Below are 17,637 nucleotides of genomic sequence, written 5' to 3' on the forward strand. Positions count from 1 at the left end.
GTGCGCCTCGGTCACCGGAACGGCCCTCGCACGCACGCAGGGAAAACACCCGTGGCCCCCGGGCACGGCTGGTGACAGTCGTGTGCGAGGGCTGGTGAACGGGTCAGGACGTCGGCGGACTCGTCCGGGTCACGTCGGCGGCGCGGGACGCTGCGCCGGGCCGGTAGACGGGGTGCGCGGCGCGCGGCGCCGGCCACTCCCGGAGATGTACGCCTGGAATCGGCGTGTGGATACAATCCACCTCACGGTGCATGACAGCTCTTCTCTGTCGTGTGCCCAGACCCCGGTTCGGTGTTGGCGCACCGGCCGGGGTCGCCCCGTTTTCGGGGTCGGTGCAGCGATGGTGGCACGCGGCCTGCGGGTGCGTCAACCGATCCGGTACAGACGCCAGGTCGGTTGGTTGTCGCCGTCGTTGGGGATCTCCAGATCGAGGGTCGCGATGTCGGCGCCGGTCTCGAAGACGGTGGGGTAGCGGCGGTTCACCGCATCCGAGACGCCGCGACCCTCGTTCGGCACGGTGAGCAGATACCGCACGCCGTTCGCGGCCGGATCGTTGAGGATGCGGGTGAAGTCGGCGTCGGACGGGATGACGAACTGCTCGGGCCGGTCGGTCGCGGTGAGCACCGCGAACCCGTACACGGTGTCCATCACCACCGAACCCGGGGGCAGGCCGAGCGCGTCGAGATGGTCCGCGATGCGACGTTCCGTGCCGAACGACGCGATGATGCGGTTCTCCTGGTCGCGCAGCTGCGACGTGTCGTCCGGATCGGGGAACAGCACGGTGCGCAGCGCGTGCTGCTCCTGTGACAGCGTCGCGTTGCCCATCGCGACGAACGTGACCGGCACCGACACCGCGAGCGCGAGCGCCCCGACCGGTGCGAGGGTGCCGCGGTCCTGCGGCCGCACCGTCGCGTGCGCGCCGATCCGGCGCGCCCGCAGCTGCCCGCGACGGGGCGCGAGCTGAACCACCCACATCGCCGCCAGCGGCACCGCGACGAGGTAGAACCGCAGGAACGGGAACGTCATGCCGCGGAAGTACGACAGGGCGGCGAACGCGAGCACCGCCCCCAGCACGACGAACGGCACGGCGGGCTCGAAGTCCCGGCGGCGCCACGCCAGCACCGCGACGACGGGCGCGAGCAGCGGCAGCGCCGGCCCGAGCACCAGGATCTCGGCGACGGAGAACGCCAGCGCCCCCAGGCCCCCGGTGGAGCCGCCGCCGCTCTGCTCGAGGATCGCCGCGTTGCCGTACGACGACGAGAACTGCTGCAGCGCTTCGCCGGTGATGAGCCAGCTCGTCGCCGCCCACACGAGGAACGCCAACGCCACCGGGGCGGCGACGAGGATCGCGTCGAGCAGCGCCGCCCGCCACACGCGGGTGCGCCACCACGTCACCGCGACGACGAGCACGGTGACGGCCGCGCCGACGGCGAGCGCGTCGTAGCGCGCCAGATACGCCAGCCCGACGGCGATCCCGGCGACGGCGAGGTCGTGCACGTCGTCGGTGCTGATCCACCGCACCAGCCGGCGCGTCGCCCAGCACAGCAGCATCAGGAACGGCGCCTCGCTCATGCCGTTGGCGCCGTAGTACACGATCATCGGATTGAGCGCGAACAGCGCCGTCACCGTCCACACCAGCCACGGCGACGCGCCGCGATCGCGGGCGAACAGGTGGACCTGGGTGACGGCCCCGGCCATGAACGGCGCCGACATCACCACGGCCGTGAGGCCCCACCGGGTCAGCGCCGGCCACCAGTCCGACAGCGCCACGAGCGGCAACTGCATCAGCGCGGTCAGGGGCGTGAACACGAACCCGATGGCCGCCAGGTGCGGGTCGCGGCTGTGCAGGGCGCTGCGCGCGGCCGCGACGCGGCTGAGCGAATCACCTTGGAAATAGGCCACATCCAGCGACAGGTACAGTCCCACCGCCGCATAGAGCAGGCAGGACAGCCAGAACACCCGGGCCGAGTCGCCTCTCATGACGACAGCCCGTGGAAGGTCTTCTCCCAGTAGGAGGGATTGCGGATCAGCTGATAGGTGCCCTTGATCGCGGCGACCGACATCATCAGCCAGTACACCGGCACCGTCAGGCACGCGAGCCACAGCGCCGAGTTGCCGGTCTCCCGGCATGCGACCAGGTTCATGTACAGCACGGCGGAGTTGCCGAACACCAGCGAGATCAGCGCGGGGAAGTACACGTACCAGGGGAAGATCTCCTCGATCAGGAACGGCTGCCCGAGCAGCCACGCGATGGTGATCAACCAGAACACCATGTTCAGGCACGCGATGATCGGCGTCCCGGCGAGCAGGGTCGTGAACCGGAGCATCCCGACCGTGCCGATGCCCCGCCACAGTTGTACGGGTCGTCGCACGTGCACGAGCCATGTCTGCAGATATCCCTTGTACCAGCGGGAACGCTGCCGGATCCAGTTGATCGGATCGCTGTTCGCCTCCTCCAGCGTCGTCGAGTCCAATACGGCCGTACGGTAGCCCGACTCGGCGATGCGCACCCCGAGGTCGGCGTCCTCGGTGACGTTGTACGGATCCCACGCGCCGATCTCGTCGAACACGGCGCGCCGGATGTGGTTCGACGTGCCGCCCAGCGGGATGGGCGAATTCGAGCGCATCAGGCCGGGCAGCACGAAGTTGAACCACAGCGCGTAGTCGGCGGTGAACCAGCCGGTGAGCATGTTCTGGGTGCCGTTGTGGAAGGCCAGCTTCGCCTGCACGCACGCGACGTCGTCGCCGAGCCGGTCGAACGCGACCGCCACGCGCCGCAACTGCAGCGGCTCCGGCAGGTCCTCGGCGTCGAAGATGGTGACGATGTCGCCGGTGGCGAAGTGCAGCCCGTAGTTGCAGGCCTTCGGCTTGGTCCGCGGGTCCGCCGCCGGCACCAGCAGGATCTCCACGCTCTCGCCGAGCCCGGCCTCCTCGGCCGCGGCGATGGTGACGGCGTCGTCCTCCTCGAGCAGCAACAGCACCTGCAGCTTCTCGGCCGGATACTCCAGCGCGGCCATCGCCGCGATCAGATCACCCACCACCTCCGGCTCGTTGTAGGCCGGGACCAGCACCGTGTACGTCGGCAGCGCGTGCCCGGGCACGGCCCGCGCCACGTCGTCGTCGACGGTGAGGATCGCGTCGCGCGCCAGGCCGCGGGAGAACAGCAGCAGCCGGTCCGCGAGCGTCGCGATGTACCCGGCCGTGCACACCGCCATCAGCACGGTCAGCGTCGGCGTCGTCGCGAACATCAGCGCCACGATCGCCGCGGTGACCAGGCCGAGGGTCAGCCACTTCTGCCACGGCACGAACGCCACCGACGCCGACGACAGCGGCCGCTTCTCCCGCAGTCCGTACACCGCGTCGTGCAGCGCGGCGGCCTTGAACTCCTCGTCGACTAGATTCCGCGCCACTGCGCCTCCACCAGATCACGGCCCAGCTCGGTGAGCATGTCCAAGTCCTTGTACTCGGGATCGGAATCCTCCACCGACGCCCGCCCGCGCAGGAACACCGACAGCAGATTCCGGCCGTTCGACGCCATGTTCGGCGTCGGCTGCGGGAACGGCGCATCGAGTTCGTGGTTGTCGACGGTCAGCAGGCTCACCCGCTGCGCGAGGGCGTCGCCGCGCGTCCAGATGAAGTTCATCAGGCTCCAGGTGAGCAGCAACTCGTCGTCGACGACGGTGAAGAAGTCGGCCTGCACACCGTGGCCGAGGTCCACCCGGATCTTCGGGCTCACCCGCGCCCGCCCGAGATCGTAGGAGGTCTGCACCGGATACACCTCGAACACCCCCACCCGCCGCACCTGCAGGGTCTGCACGGCGACGGTGCGCGGCCGCGACAGCCGATCCCAGTCGGCGCGCGGCTCGACGGCCCGGATCATCTGCCGGCGCAGCTGCGCGGTGGAGCCGAAATACCTTCGCGGCCAGTCGTAGTCGATGGAGTCGATCTGATACCAGCCGGTGGGGACCACCTGCGTGACGGTGCCGCTCGGCGGTGGGCCCACCGACACCGGCGTGAGCTGCTGATCCGGCAGCGGCAGCACGGCGAGCACCAGCGCGGCCGGGACGACGAGGAACAGCGCCGAGCGCGTCGCCTCCCGCGGCGACACCGGGTTCGGGGGCAGCGTGCGCGGCGCGAGGCCGCGATACCGGTACAGGTAGAACGCACCGCCGACGACGAGCGCCGCCGTGCCCGACGGCACGATCTGCGCGACGGCGACCCGCGCGTCCGGGTAGCGGGTGGTCACCGCGAACAGCAGCGCCAGGCCGAGCAGCATCGTCGCGGAGAAGCCGATCAGCGTGCGGCGCCGGGTGCGGCCGACCGCGACGGCGATCGCGATCGCGCCCAGCAGCACCATCAGGAACCCGGCGGCGAACTTGGTGCCGCCGAGCTGCACGAGCACCGCCCGGTAGAACAACGGCGACGTGCCCAGCAGCAACAGCCACACCGGCCAGTACCGGGAGGCGACGCGCAAGCCGAACAGCAGCACGCACGCGCCGATCACGAACGTCCACGCCGACAGCACGTCGAGGTGCATCATCTGGTAGTTCGGCCCGTATCGCGGCAGCAGCAGCCACTTGACCGCGAGCGCGATCAGCAGGACGGCGCCGCCGACGATCCGGTCGGTCTGCCGGTCGTGGATCGGCAACTCGCCGCGGCGGCGCCGGGTGACGCCCTCGGCGGCGAGCACCGCGAACGGCGGCACGAGCAGGACGTAGCCGCCGCCCGTGCCGCGGGAGATCTCCGTGAGCAGTTGCTCCCACGTCGACCAGTACCCGAGCACGGTGGCGGCGACGATCACCGTCCACCGTGCGCTGGTGTGTGCGAACAGTGCGGCGCGCTCGGCGGTCGTGACGGTGCTCATGGCGACATCCGATCAGAGCGGGCGCGGCCGGCCGCGACGCCATCGCAGGGCCGTGACGCCCGCGGCGACGAGCCCCACGGCCAGCAGGGCGAGGCCACCGGCGAGCACCCAGCCCGTCGTCCGGCCCAGCGACTCCTGGGTGCCGGGCTCGGCGGCCGGGTCGGTGAGCGCGAGTTCGACCGGGTCGCGGTCGGCGGTGGTGAACAGCACGTCGCCGTCGAGGTCGGCCCAGCGTTGCGGGGTCGCGGCGAGCCAGCCGAGGGTGCGGTCGAGTTCGGCGGGCACCTCGGTGGCGGCGGCGACGAGGACCGTGCGGTCGCCGTCGCGCGCCACCTGCAGCGACGCGAACTCGATGTCGGTGGGGAAGGTGACGGTGGTGGCGTTCCCGGTGGCCGGGTCGAGGAGGTCGAGGGTGCGGCCCTGCGTCCCGGCGAGCGGCAGTTCCAGGGTGTCGGGGACGCGGCCGTCGGCGGCGACGACGATGGCGGGGGTGCCGCCGGTGGCGGCCTCGTCGACGCTCACCCATTCGGGATCGAGCGGCACCGAGGTCAGGCTCTGCAGCCCGGCCACGAGCGCGACGGCCCGGGCGGTGTCGGCGATCCCGGCCTCGGTGGCGGCGACGTTCACCTTCGGCAGCAGCGCCTGCGGCAGCGACCGGAAGCCCCCGGGCAGCGGCGGGTCGGCGGGCTCGGTGGTGACGCGGCTGCCGGCGTCGACGGTCAGCGTCATCGGCTGCTGCAGGCCGCACTGGTGGGTGCCGCCGGTGGCGCGCAGGGACACCACTACGTCGGTGGTCCGTCCGAGAACGTTGTCCGGCACCGTGATCCACCGATCGAGACGGCCGGACGCGTCGGCGGGCCACGAGTCGACGACGGTGTCGCCGACCGTCACCGACACCAGGCCGCCCTCGGTTGTGGGCAGCGGGGTGTAGGAGCCCTGCAGGTTGATCCGCAGATTGTGGGACGGCCGTCCCAGACGGGTCTGGTCGATGCCGAGCGGCACCTCCACCACGCCGACGCCGGTGTCGGTGAGGGCGCCGAGGCCCAGTTCGGCGAGCGTCGTCGCGTCGGGGGACAGCCGCGGCGGCCGGCCCAGCGTGCCGACCGTCGCCGCCGAGGCCACCGCGACCGACGAGATGTCGCTCGTGATGAGGCGGGCCTGGTTGCGCAGGGCGTCGGCGTCGCCGGTGACCGCGAGCGCCGGACCGCCGCCGGGCACCTGGACCAGGGTGGCGGCACCGTCGCCGTCGGTCTCGACGATCGCGATCTGCCGGGTGAACGGCCCGGCCGGGGCGGGCGGCACCGCGTCGTCACCGGGCAGGGTCTGCACCGTCACCCGCAGCGGCCGGCCCGTGTACTGGGCGGTGACGGCCGCGGTGAGATCGAGAGCGGTGGCCGACTCGGCGGGGGTGGGGTCGGCGGGCAGCGCCAGCTCCAGCGACTCGAGGATCGGCGGCAGGAAGTCGGCGACCACGGCCGGCGGGGTCGCCGCCCCGGTGTAGCGGACGCGTCCGTCGCGCAGCACCACCGAGCGATCCGTCCAGTCCTCGGGGCAGATCCCGTCGAACGGCAGCAGGTGAAGGGTCAGGGTGACGGTGACGGCGCGGTCCGCGATCGGCGCAGCATCCAGGGGCAGCGAGACCGGCACCAGAGTTCCGGCGGCGGGCAGGTCGATGCGGGCGAGCAGTAGCCCCTGCGACTGGACGTCGATCCAGCCGCGGGCGACGTTGGCGGGCAGCTGCACCGTCGCGTCGAGCGCGGCGGGCCGCAGCCCGTCCGGCACCGGGACGGTGAGGGTCGCGGTGTCGCTGTGGCCGCGGAAGGCAACCGTGTCGCCGAATCCCAGCGTCTGCGTGCCGAAGACGATGTCGCCGGGCGGCGCGACGGGGTCCTGCGCGGCGGCAGGGCCCGCGGCGAGCACGGTCAGCGCGGCCAGGGCGGGAACGAGGATGGCGTGTCCGGCGCGGCGAATTGTCTGGGTCGGCACATCGGGGACTTTACGGTTGTTCGGTACGAAATGTGGGACAAGTGCGACACGGCCGCGATAGCGTGGACGCAATATCGCTCACAGTCCTCCGCGCGTTACCCATCGGCGACCAAGTTCGTACACACTGTGGGTATGTGGTGGTGGGTTGCGGCGGTTCTGGGCGCCTGGCTGCTCGTCTCGGTGGCGATCGGTCTGGTGCTGGGCAAGGTGCTGCGCGTGGCCGACATGGAGGAATCCCTCGTCGAGATCCAGCGCGCCGAGCGCGAGAGCGAACGTCACACCAACCAGCCCTGACATCGCTTTACATGCTTTTGACCAGCGCTTTAGTGTTTGTACTCGCGAGTAACGATCTTGAGGACTAGTGTTCCTGTGTCGCCTTCCTGTCCCCCCTGCGAAGGCGACGCTCGCAGGCCGGTAACCCCCCATCGCCGGCCCGCGCTGAGGCCCCGCCGTTTCGCCACCACGATCGGCGGGGCCTCACCCCTTTCGGGCGGCGTACCGACCGATACGCTCGGGCGGTGACCGAGCCGCGCACCGCACCCCGCATCACCATCACGTACTGCACACAGTGCAACTGGCTGCTGCGCGCCGGCTGGATGGCGCAGGAGCTGCTCAACACCTTCGGCACGGATCTGGGCGAGGTCGCGCTCGTCCCCGGCACCGGCGGCATCTTCGTCGTCACGGCCGGTGATCGGGTGGTGTGGGACCGCAAGACCGACGGTGGGTTTCCCGACATCGTCCCGCTCAAGCAACGGGTGCGGGACGTCGTGGATCCGGAGCGGGATCTGGGGCACGCGGACGCCGCGCACCGGGCGCAGGAATAGGATTTCTACGGCCGTATCCGGCGCCGGTACCGGCAGAACTGCCCGGCCGGTTTCCAGTCGTGCTCGTGTATCGGGCTTCGTCCGCATGCGGTGCTCTGTATCGATACCCACTCGTTGCGGCTGTGCAACATCGGTCCACAGATTTCGGAGCACACTCGGGCCATGCCTGTCGGTCGGAAGTGGTGCGAGGTCGAGAACGAGTTCTTTCCGGCCGAGGAGTTCCAAGGCGACGTGCATATGCACTGCCAGGGGCGGGCGTGGGGAATTCCGGACAGCTACGTGATGCCGTCCAAGTCGCCCGAGGACGCGGATTGAGATCCGCGGTCGCACTGGTGCGAATGTGGAGCCCTGCCGCGAGGCGCTCGCAGGAACTCGAGAGACTCCGGCTGGAGGCGGAGCGTGCGGAGGAGGCGGAGCGCAGCGCCGCGCTCGACAAGGCGACGACCGACTTTCAGATGGCCGGCTGGGCTGCCGAGTACGAACTGCGGAAGCTGTTCCAGGAGAACCTGTACGACGCATCGAAGGGCGGTTTCGAGCGAAGTCGAGACAGTGCGAAGTTCGTGCAGACCGCCGCCGCTGCCATCGGAACCATCTATATCGGCGTGTTGGGTGTGTCGTTTTCGGTGACCGATAATTCGCTACCCCTGCGCGGGGTCTTTGCCCCGCTCTTTCTGGGTATGGCCGTCGCCTTTTCCGGGTTCTATCTGGCCTTCCTCATGCCTGCGAGTCGCTCGACGCTGCACCCTCCGACGGGCACCCTGCACAATCACCAGATGCAGAGGTTGATCTTCTTCATGGAGTGGGTCAATCGAGCGACGGGGCAGCGGCGGTACTTCATTCAAGCGAGTGTGCTCAGTCTGGCGGTGGGACTCGTCTTCATCGTCGCACCCTTCGTCAGCAGTCCGCGCCCTCCCGAAGTTCCTGCCATGCCCACCCCACCGGCCGTGCCGGCCGCGACAGACCCGGATCTGCAACCCCGAGCGGTCGAACTGTTCCTCATCCAAGTGGACGAATTTCGGCGGTCGGTTCTCGAGAGAAACAAGGCGATAGCGGAATCCGCGCAACAGAGTGTCGAATTCGAGGAGCGGGAAGGTCGTTTGAATGCGTGGTCTGCTGTCCTGGCCGGGGTGGGCCTGATCGTCGTTCTCGTGGTTCCGGTCTTCTTCTCGCGGGAGCGAGCTCCTACGCCGTGACGTCGAGGGCCGAGCACTGCGGGTGGGGCCGCACCGTGGACTATCCGGGTATCGGTCCCGTGGATCAGTACACCGTGCCGGCTGGCTTCCTGCGTTCCGCAGCGGCGCCGGTGGACCAAACCGGGCACGGATAGGAGCCCGGCGAGCGCACGGCGGGTACCGATCTCTCGAGCAGCGCTATTTCGCAGACGTAATGTTTTGGCGATTTGCCCGATTTAATGGACCGTCAGGTCCTTCCTCTTCGAATCGAGGTCTTCGTGAAGCGTCTTCTCGCCGGCATCCTGGGCTGTGCCGCGATCACGGTCGCCGTGCCGGCCACCGCAAGTGCGGACACCGGAAGTACCGATCTGCTTCCTTACGTTCTTCCCGCCGCGCTGTGTGCCCTCACGTCCGGGTCCAGCCAGTGCGCGCTCGTTCCGCTTCCCACGTCGGGCGCGGTGATCGGCGCTGCCGAGTCGACGCGCCTCACCGTGGCCGAGTAGGGACCGGGAGCCGCGGCAGCTTCGTGCACAATCCCGGCGCGCGTCGGGCGGGACCGTTCCTCCCGGAGCCGGACAGCATCACCGGCCACAACCGCGATCAGCACCGACAGCGCTGCCCACAGGACCACCAGGCGCAAGACGATGTCCATCCGTCGAACCCTGAACGATGCCGACCGAGTCCATCGTTTCGTCCGCGGCGACGGACGTGGACTGGAATAGTCCGCTGAAACGACACCGAGAGTGCAGATTGGAGGCGCGGCGTGTAGGCGCGGGCGGCGCCGCTCGAAACAGACCGACCAACTCGCAGTTGAGGCCGCCTCGGGTTACGGTGTTTCGGAACATTCCGACCGGGGGGTCGAAGTGCATGCCGCGACTTCCGCGGAAAACGCCGTATTCGAGGGAGCTTTGATGCAATCCGTTCTGAAGAAGACCGCTGTGGCCGTTGTCGGGGTGGGAGCGCTGGCGCTGTGCGTGCCGGGGACCGCGGTCGCGGCAGGTAACCCGTCCGTAGGGGCGTCGGGCACGCCCGGCTCGATCACCGTCGATTTCGACTTCGCCGGGGTGGACGTCGCCGGCGGTGTCACCTGCGTGACCTATGTGTCGACCAAGCAGAGCGGGCTCGACGCCGCCGATCCGTCGGGCCGCGCCGATGCACAGGCGCCCGGCTCGAAGTTCTCCGTCGAGAACACCAGCACCTCCGCCATCACCTTCGTCCAGGACGGCCAACCCGTCTCCCAGGGCCCGCAGCCCATCGCGGCCGGCACCTACTACGTGTACTGGGGTTGCCAGGACGCCGCCGGCACCCAGTGGGACAACGTCGGCCTGAAGTCCGGCGCGCCGTTCCAGAACCCGATCGTCGTGAACGTCGCCGGCGACGGCGCCGCTCCCGCACCCGCGGCCCCGGCCGCGCAGTCCGCCCCGACCAAGTCGGAGGGGACCGTTCCGCAGGCGGACGCCGCGCCCGAGACCGACGACGTCATCGACACCCCCGAAGAGCTGATCGGTCTCGTGATCGATCTCTTCGGCGATCAGCTGCCGGACCTCTCGCAGAGCTGACCTTCGGCACGCGCAGGCGGCATCCCACCCGGGATGCCGCCGCCGCGTGCTTCGCGGCAGTGACAGTTGCATTCGCGCACGGTCGCGCCGGGCGCGCGCTCGATAGGGGAGGGACATGGGCGGAGGAGCCGTGACCGATGCGGTGGTCCTGGTGGGAGGCAAGGGAACGCGTCTGCGGCCCCTGACGCTGTCGGCGCCCAAACCGATGCTGCCCACGGCGGGACTGCCCTTTCTGACGCATCTGCTCGCGCGGATCAGGAGCGCGGGCATCACCCACGTGGTGCTCGGTACGTCGTTCAAGGCCGAGGTGTTCGAGGAGTGCTTCGGTAGCGGCGAGAGCATCGGGCTGGAGATCGAGTACGTCACCGAGACCGAGCCGCTCGGCACCGGCGGCGGCATCCGCAACGTGCTGCCCCACCTGCGCTCCGACAACGTCATGGTGTTCAACGGCGACGTTCTCGGCGGCAGCGACCTGCGCGAGATCCTGCACACGCACGAGGTCAACCACGCCGACGTGACGCTGCACCTGGTGCGCGTCGCCGATCCACGCGCCTTCGGATGCGTGCCCACCGACGCGGACGGACGGGTCACGGCGTTCCTGGAGAAGACACAGGATCCGCCGACCGATCAGATCAACGCCGGCTGCTACGTCTTCCGTCGCGAGTGGATCGAGAAGATCCCGGCCGGACGTCCCGTCTCGGTGGAGCGGGAGGTATTCCCGGCGCTGCTCGTCGACGGCGCCCGCGTGTTCGGCCACGTCGACGCCGCGTATTGGCGTGACATGGGGACGCCGGACGACTTCGTCAAGGGCTCGGCCGACCTGGTCCGGGGAATTGCGCCGTTGCCGGCGCTCGACGGTGAGCGCGGCGAGGCCCGCATACACCCGACAGCCCGCGTCGCCCCCGGGGCGATGCTGATCGGCGGAACCGTGGTCGGCCGCGACGTCGTGGTCGGTGGCGGAGCCCGGCTCGACGGAGTCGCGGTGTTCGACGGCGCACGCATCGACGCGGGAGCGGTGGTGGAGCGCTCGATCGTGGGATTCGGTGCCCGGATCGGGCCGCGTGCTCTGGTTCGTGACGCCGTGATCGGCGACGGCGCCGAGGTCGGAGCCCGCTGTGAACTGCTACGCGGCGCGCGGGTGTGGCCGGGAGTCGTCCTGCCGGACGGCGGGGTCCGGTTCTCCACCGACGTGTAGAGACATGTAGGACAAGCTGATCCGGTTCCGGGGAGGAGCTCGATGTATCCGCTTCGCGGGGCCGTTCGCAACTATTCGTGGGGTTCGCACACCGCGCTGGCCGAGCTGACCGGCCGGCCTGCGCCCACCGAGGAACCCGAAGCCGAATTGTGGCTCGGTGCCCATCCGGCGGCCCCGGCCGTGGTGGACGAAGACGGCACCACCGTGTCTCTGCTCGATCTCATTGCTCGCGATCCCGAAGGCCAGCTCGGATCGGAATGTGCCCGAGAATTCGACGGCCGGCTGCCGTTCCTGTTGAAAGTCCTCGCGGCCGAGCAGCCGCTCTCGTTGCAGGCGCATCCGAGCCGGGCGCAGGCTCGGGAGGGGTTCGCGCGGGAGAACGACGCCGGAATTCCATTGGGCGCACCGCACCGCAACTATCGGGACGACAACCACAAGCCCGAGATGGTCGTGGCGCTGAGCCGTTTCGAGGCGCTGGCCGGCTTTCGGGCCCCGACCGAGACGGTCGAGTTCCTTCGTGACCTGAGCGTCCCCGAACTGACTCCCTACGCGTCGGAGTTGGGCGACCACCTCGACGCGACGGGGCTGCGCGCCCTGTTCACCGCGTGGATGACGCTGCCGACCAAGTCTCTCGTCGCGTTGACGGACGCCGTTCTGGCCGGGTGCGAGCGCTACCTGGCGGCGCGGGCCGGCTCGGACGACGAGTTCACCGTTGCCGCACGCACCGCCCTCGACCTAGGCCGGGCCTACGCCGAGGACCCGGGCGTCATCGCGTCGCTCCTGCTCAACCGGGTGAGCATGGAACCGGGCGACGCATTGTTCCTGCCGGCGGGCAACCTCCACGCATACCTGCGGGGCACAGCCGTGGAGATCATGGCGAACTCGGACAACGTGCTCCGCGGCGGGCTCACGTCCAAGCACGTGGACGTGCCGGAACTGCTGCGCGTGCTCGACTTCGGATCGGTGGACGTGCCATGGGTACGTGCACGCATCGACAGGGACGAATGCCTGTACGCACCGCCGGTGCGCGAGTTCGAGTTGGTGCGCGCCGAATTGGATCTATCGGGTACTTCGAGACCGACCTCTGCTGCATTCGGTGGCCCGGCGTCACGGATCCTGCTCTGCGTGGAGGGATCAGCTCAGCTGCGGTGTAGCGATCAGATACTGAACCTCGAGCGGGGGGAAGCGGCGTGGGTTCCGGGCTCGGACCCCGAACTCGTTGTACAGGCCAGGAGTCCTCACGCGACGGTGTTCGCGGCAACACTGCCAGTTCCGTCGGAGTCGACCTGAGTGGGCCGACAGCGCCAACTCTTCACACATTGTTGGTTCAGTACTCAGCGTGCATCGGTGTGCTGAACACGCCCGCTGAGTACCTCTGGGAGAATGCGTTGCACAGTCTTCGGCACGGGATACCTGGGCGCCACTCACGCCGCATGCATGGCAGAACTGGGGCATGACGTCCTGGGCGTCGACATCGACCCCGGGAAGATCGCGAAGCTGGAGGCAGGGGAGGTGCCCTTCTTCGAGCCCGGCCTTTCCGAGGTATTGCGACGAAACCTCGAATGCGGACGGCTTCGTTTCACCACGTCCTACGCCGAGGCGGCAGACTTTGCGGACATCCACTTCATCGGTGTCGGCACCCCACAGAAGAGCGGCGAATTCGCCGCGGATCTGTCCCAGCTGCATGCGGTCGTCGACGCGCTCGCCCCGCTCCTGACCCGTCCGACGCTGATCGTCGGGAAGTCGACGGTGCCGGTCGGAACAGCCGAGCAACTGGCAGAGCGTGCCAGGAGCGCCGCACCGGCCGGCGACGACGTCGAGGTGGCGTGGAACCCCGAGTTCCTTCGCGAGGGGTACGCGGTACAGGACACTCTCGCCCCGGATCGGCTGGTCGTCGGGGTCGACCCCAGTCGCGGCGGGCGAGCCGAAGCGACACTGCGTGACTTCTACGCATGCCAGATCGCGGAGGGCGTGCCCTTCCTGGTCACGAACATTGCCACGGCCGAACTCGTGAAGGCTGCTGCGAACGCATTCTTGGCAACAAAGATCTCGTTCATCAACGCCGTCGCACAGGTCTGCGAAGCGAGTGGCGCAGATGTGGTCGAGCTGGCCGATGCGCTCGGCTACGACGCCCGGATCGGGCGGCGATTCCTCAATGCCGGCCTCGGATTCGGAGGTGGGTGCTTGCCGAAGGATATCCGGGCGTTCATGGCGCGGGCCGGCGAGCTTGGTGCCAACAACGTTCTGCACCTGCTCCGGGAGGTGGACGGCATCAACATGGGGCGCCGCACCACGATGGTCGAGATGACGAAAGAAGCCTGCGGCGGATCGCTCCTGGGCGCCCGGATCGCAGTCTTGGGCGCGGCCTTCAAGCCCGACTCCGACGACGTTCGGGACTCCCCAGCTCTCAACGTGGCGGGACAGCTCCAATTGCAGGGAGCAGCGGTGACGGTCTTCGATCCGAAAGCAATGGAGAACTCTCGACGGCTGTTCCCCACCCTCACCTACGCGGCGGACATCCCCGAGGCATGCCGAGGTGCCGACGCTGTACTGGTACTCACCGAGTGGCAAGACTTCAAAGAACTGGATCCGGAGGAGATCAGCGCAGCAGTTCGGGCGCGCACCGTTCTGGACGGGCGCAACTGCCTCGACGCGCAGCGCTGGCGTTCCCACGGCTGGCGCTACCGCGGCATGGGCCGATGACGGAGTAACCACGTCCGCCGGCGGCCAGGTCCTACTGCAGGGCGCCGGTCGCAGCGTCCGGATCGATCTGCTTGAGCCGGTCCGTCAGCCAGGATCGCAGCATCGGGCCGTACTCCGGGCTCGCCAGGGCCGAGTCGACGCACGCACGCAGGTAACCGCCGGGATTGCCGAGGTCGTGCCGCGAGCCGCGGTGGACGACGACGTGTACAGGGTGGCCCTCGTCGGTCAGCAGCGAGATGGCATCGGTGAGCTGCAGTTCCCCGCCCACGCCGGGCTTTACACGGCGCAGCGCATCGAAGATCGCGCGGTCGAGCAGGTAACGGCCGGCTGCGGCGAGGGTGGACGGCGCGTCCTCGAGCTTCGGCTTCTCGACCATGCCGAGAACCTTCATCACATCCGGGTTCGCGACGCCGGGAACCTCCTGGACTTCGAAGACGCCGTACGAACTGACCTGGGCTTTCGGCACGTCGATGGCGCACAGGACGCTGCCGCCGCGCTCGGCACGCACACGGGCCATGACCTCGAGGACGCCGCAGGGCTGGACGAGATCGTCGGGAAGGAGGACCGCAATCGCGTCCTCGTCGTCGTCGAGGGCCTGCTCAGCGCAACCAACCGCATGTCCGAGACCGAGCGGCTCGGCTTGAACGACGGATTCGACGTCGAGCAATCTCGGTGCCTTGCGCACCTTTTCGAGCAGGTGATGCTTGCCCTTCGCCGCCAGGTGATTCTCGAGGACCAGGTCCTCGACGAAGTGCGCGACAACGCCGGCCTTGCCCGGCGCGGTGACGATGACCAGGCGGCCCGCACCCGACTCGGCAGCCTCCGAGGCGACCAGTTCGATGCCGGGGGTGTCCACGACGGGCAGGAGCTCCTTGGGCACCGTCTTGGTTGCGGGGAGGAACCGCGTGCCCATGCCGGCAGCCGGCACGACCGCAGTCTTGAAGACGCTCGGGTTCTCGGCGATCAATTCGCCCATGGCGACACCTCGTCTCTCGATTGGGGCAAATCGGATACTCATCGGTAGGACGTACCCGCGCCATCAGGAATGTCGGTCGGAATAGGTACGCGCCGAACTGTCGCGGTGTGGGAGAGTTGCCGCAGGAATGCGCGATTGTGCAGAGTTTAGACTCATCGATCGAGATTCGCGACATTCGTAGTTGCTTGTATGCGACGGCGGAGCTGTGGACGAGAACGCCCCCGAACGTTCATCGAAGGTTCCTCCACGTCAAGTCATGTCGCCGGCGTCGGACGTCCTGCACGGTTCCGGTCTGCACCGGCATGCCGGTGAATATGCATAGGAACCGCCGTCCCGGGATCCGAAAACTTGCGCGGCAATTACAGGTTCTGTATCAACGTATGCCGCCTAGTGTCTGCACGTTCGAACAAACTGGTCGTGCGTCCAACTGTCCACATTTCCGGGCGAGGCATCGGTTGGTATGTGATGTTTCACACCGTAACGCTGAAGCGCCCACATTCGAACAGCTGGAACGCTTCTGGCTGGAACATACCGCTTGACCTGCTACTTGCTGAGAAGTTACTGAGAAGTAGTGAAACTTCGCTGGTCAAGGGGCGTGATTGCAAGTCCCAGTCGTGTACCCGTCGAGATGCAAGTCGTTGCCGAATGCCCCAAGATGTTCCTTACCGAGGGCAAGCGCAGGTTTGAGATGTGTGCGGTACGGGGAGGTATTCGCATACCGTCGAAGGCATACGCATGTTCCGCCTGAGGTGATCGCATCGATATGGGCACCACGCCCGTATCGGGCTCGGGGAGGGAACAGAATGAAAGCAGCAGTGGGTCAGTCGGACCGGGCGCAAGCCGCGGTCGACTCCACCAGGGAAGTGCCGGCGAGGCACGACGCCTTTCCGGTCGGAGACCGCTCCGGCCACACTCGATGGTCGTGGCAGAGCGCGTACGTCGAGCGCCTCTTCTGGACCGACAATGTCATCGTCGTGTTGGCCGTCGTCCTTGCGCACGTCGTGCGCTTCGGGGAGGCGGATTTGCTCGCGGCTACATCGTTCAGTGAGTTGAACTACGCCGTCGTGTCGGCCTGCCTCGCCGTTGCGTGGATCGGGACTCTCGTACTCTTCCGCACGCGGTCGCGCCGTGTCATCGGCAGTGGATACGAAGAATATCAGCGCGTGATTGCTGGAACACTAAGGCTTTTCGGTGCTGTCGCGATTGTGTCGCTGGTCTTCAAGCTCGACTTGGCGCGGGGCTATCTCGCCATCGCTCTGCCGGCCGGGCTCATCATGTTGATCTTCAGCCGATGGATCTGGCGCCGCGTAGTGGCACAGAAGCGGAGCCGCGGCGAGTTCCAGACGTCCGTCCTCGTGGTTGGAGGGGAGCACGCGGTACGCCTCATGACGAGGACCTTCCAGCGCGAGGCCTCCGATGGCTATCGGGTTGTCGGTGTCTGCGTTCCGCGCTATGCCGGCGCTCGCGGTGAGTCCATCGAGGTGGAGGGAAACCGGATCGCCATCTACGGCGACGAACGATCGGTCGTCGGCGCCCTGGCCGAGTCGGGCGCGGACACGGTCGTCGTGACGGCAACCGAAACGCTCGGACACGAGGGAATCCGCGACTTGGTCTGGGACCTCGAACCCTACGAGGCGGATCTCGTGGTTGCCACCGGCGTCGTCGACGTCGCCGGCCCACGCATGGAAATGCGTCCCGTTGCTGGCTTGCCCCTCATACACGTGGAGAAGCCGAGTTACCACGGCGCCAAGCGGAGCGGAAAGCGCGCATTTGATCTGATCTTCGCAACCATTGCGCTCCTCTTGCTAGCTCCCGTCTTCGCAGTTGTTGCCGTGGCAATCAAGTTGGACAGCAAGGGACCGGTGTTCTACCGTTCCGAACGTATTGGTCTGGACGGTCAGCCCTTCGGCATGATCAAGTTCCGCTCCATGGTCATGGACGCCGACCAGCAAGTAACGGCTCTTATAAAGCAGAACGAGGGTGCCGGACTTCTCTTCAAGATGCGGGAGGATCCGCGAATCACGCGCGTTGGCAGATTTATTCGCCGGTATAGCATTGACGAACTCCCCCAATTCATCAACGTTGTACGTCGGGAAATGAGTGTCGTAGGTCCTCGGCCTCCGCTGCGTAGAGAGGTTGAGAACTACGATGGCATGATACGCCGGCGCCTTTTGGTGAGGCCGGGCGTGACAGGGCTATGGCAGGTGAGTGGGCGTTCGGACCTTTCGTGGGACGAATCGGTTCGCCTGGACCTGTCATATGTCGAGAACTGGTCGATGGTTAGCGATATATTGATAATCGCGAAGACAGTGAAGGCAGTTATTGCCGGTGAGGGCGCCTACTGAGTCCTCATCGATC

15 protein-coding genes are annotated in these 17,637 nt (G+C 67.9%); 10 read left to right on the plus strand and 5 right to left on the minus strand.

The features are described from left to right. Positions 1–366: 366 nt before the first annotated feature. The 4 genes from JYA75_RS10590 to JYA75_RS10605 are packed head-to-tail and all read right to left on the minus strand — an operon-like array spanning position 367 to position 6,850. Positions 367–1,980: a glycosyltransferase family 39 protein gene (locus JYA75_RS10590; protein ID WP_239010569.1), complete on the minus strand. Its 1,614-nt coding sequence runs from the start codon at positions 1,978–1,980 to the stop codon at positions 367–369. Beyond that, positions 1,977–3,410, minus strand: coding sequence for a glycosyltransferase (locus JYA75_RS10595; protein ID WP_203329989.1), 1,434 nt, complete (start codon positions 3,408–3,410; stop codon positions 1,977–1,979). Before JYA75_RS10595 ends, JYA75_RS10590 begins: the two co-directional genes overlap by 4 nt. Then, entirely contained in the window at positions 3,395–4,864 is a 1,470-nt protein-coding gene (locus tag JYA75_RS10600; RefSeq protein ID WP_203329990.1) for an archaeosortase/exosortase family protein, read from the minus strand. The genes JYA75_RS10595 and JYA75_RS10600 overlap by 16 nt, the downstream gene beginning before the upstream one ends. A 12-nt stretch (positions 4,865–4,876) precedes the next feature. Then, positions 4,877–6,850, minus strand: a complete 1,974-nt coding sequence (locus JYA75_RS10605) for a hypothetical protein (RefSeq protein WP_203329991.1) — start codon at positions 6,848–6,850, stop codon at positions 4,877–4,879. A gap of 132 nt (positions 6,851–6,982) precedes the next feature. On the opposite strand from JYA75_RS10605, the gene JYA75_RS10610 reads away from it, so the two are divergent. The 9 genes from JYA75_RS10610 (at position 6,983) to JYA75_RS10650 (ending at position 14,303) form a co-directional block, all read left to right on the plus strand. Then, positions 6,983–7,144 carry a hypothetical protein gene (locus JYA75_RS10610; protein WP_168580011.1) on the plus strand — a complete coding sequence of 54 codons (162 nt, stop codon included), beginning with the start codon at positions 6,983–6,985 and terminating at the stop codon, positions 7,142–7,144. 224 nt (positions 7,145–7,368) lie between these two features. Continuing rightward, entirely contained in the window at positions 7,369–7,674 is a 306-nt protein-coding gene (locus tag JYA75_RS10615; protein WP_203329992.1) for a SelT/SelW/SelH family protein, read from the plus strand. Between the two features lie 162 nt (positions 7,675–7,836). Continuing rightward, positions 7,837–7,989 (plus strand): hypothetical protein, encoded by a 153-nt coding sequence (locus tag JYA75_RS10620; RefSeq protein WP_157127564.1) that lies wholly within the window; start codon positions 7,837–7,839, stop codon positions 7,987–7,989. A gap of 23 nt (positions 7,990–8,012) precedes the next feature. Further along, positions 8,013–8,867, plus strand: coding sequence for a hypothetical protein (locus tag JYA75_RS10625; protein WP_043797022.1), 855 nt, complete (start codon positions 8,013–8,015; stop codon positions 8,865–8,867). A 257-nt stretch (positions 8,868–9,124) separates the two neighbouring features. Then, positions 9,125–9,349, plus strand: coding sequence for a hypothetical protein (locus JYA75_RS10630; RefSeq protein ID WP_144415044.1), 225 nt, complete (start codon positions 9,125–9,127; stop codon positions 9,347–9,349). A gap of 408 nt (positions 9,350–9,757) precedes the next feature. Then, positions 9,758–10,405, plus strand: coding sequence for a hypothetical protein (locus JYA75_RS10635; RefSeq protein WP_203329993.1), 648 nt, complete (start codon positions 9,758–9,760; stop codon positions 10,403–10,405). A gap of 115 nt (positions 10,406–10,520) precedes the next feature. Continuing rightward, positions 10,521–11,600, plus strand: coding sequence for an NDP-sugar synthase (locus JYA75_RS10640; protein WP_203329994.1), 1,080 nt, complete (start codon positions 10,521–10,523; stop codon positions 11,598–11,600). Positions 11,601–11,642: 42 nt separating this feature from the next. Further along, positions 11,643–12,890, plus strand: coding sequence for a mannose-6-phosphate isomerase, class I (gene manA, locus JYA75_RS10645; RefSeq protein ID WP_050035770.1), 1,248 nt, complete (start codon positions 11,643–11,645; stop codon positions 12,888–12,890). Between the two features lie 93 nt (positions 12,891–12,983). Continuing rightward, positions 12,984–14,303, plus strand: coding sequence for a UDP-glucose/GDP-mannose dehydrogenase family protein (locus tag JYA75_RS10650; RefSeq protein WP_043797029.1), 1,320 nt, complete (start codon positions 12,984–12,986; stop codon positions 14,301–14,303). Between the two features lie 31 nt (positions 14,304–14,334). Here the strand turns inward: JYA75_RS10650 and JYA75_RS10655 are convergent, their stop codons facing one another. Then, positions 14,335–15,279: a UTP--glucose-1-phosphate uridylyltransferase gene (locus JYA75_RS10655; RefSeq protein WP_203329995.1), complete on the minus strand. Its 945-nt coding sequence runs from the start codon at positions 15,277–15,279 to the stop codon at positions 14,335–14,337. A gap of 803 nt (positions 15,280–16,082) precedes the next feature. Between JYA75_RS10655 and JYA75_RS10660 the strand changes: the two genes are divergently transcribed. Then, positions 16,083–17,624, plus strand: a complete 1,542-nt coding sequence (locus tag JYA75_RS10660) for a sugar transferase (RefSeq protein ID WP_239010570.1) — start codon at positions 16,083–16,085, stop codon at positions 17,622–17,624. Positions 17,625–17,637: the final 13 nt, after the last annotated feature.

This window comes from Rhodococcus sp. PSBB066, assembly GCF_017068255.1.
GTDB lineage: Bacteria > Actinomycetota > Actinomycetes > Mycobacteriales > Mycobacteriaceae > Rhodococcus > Rhodococcus aetherivorans.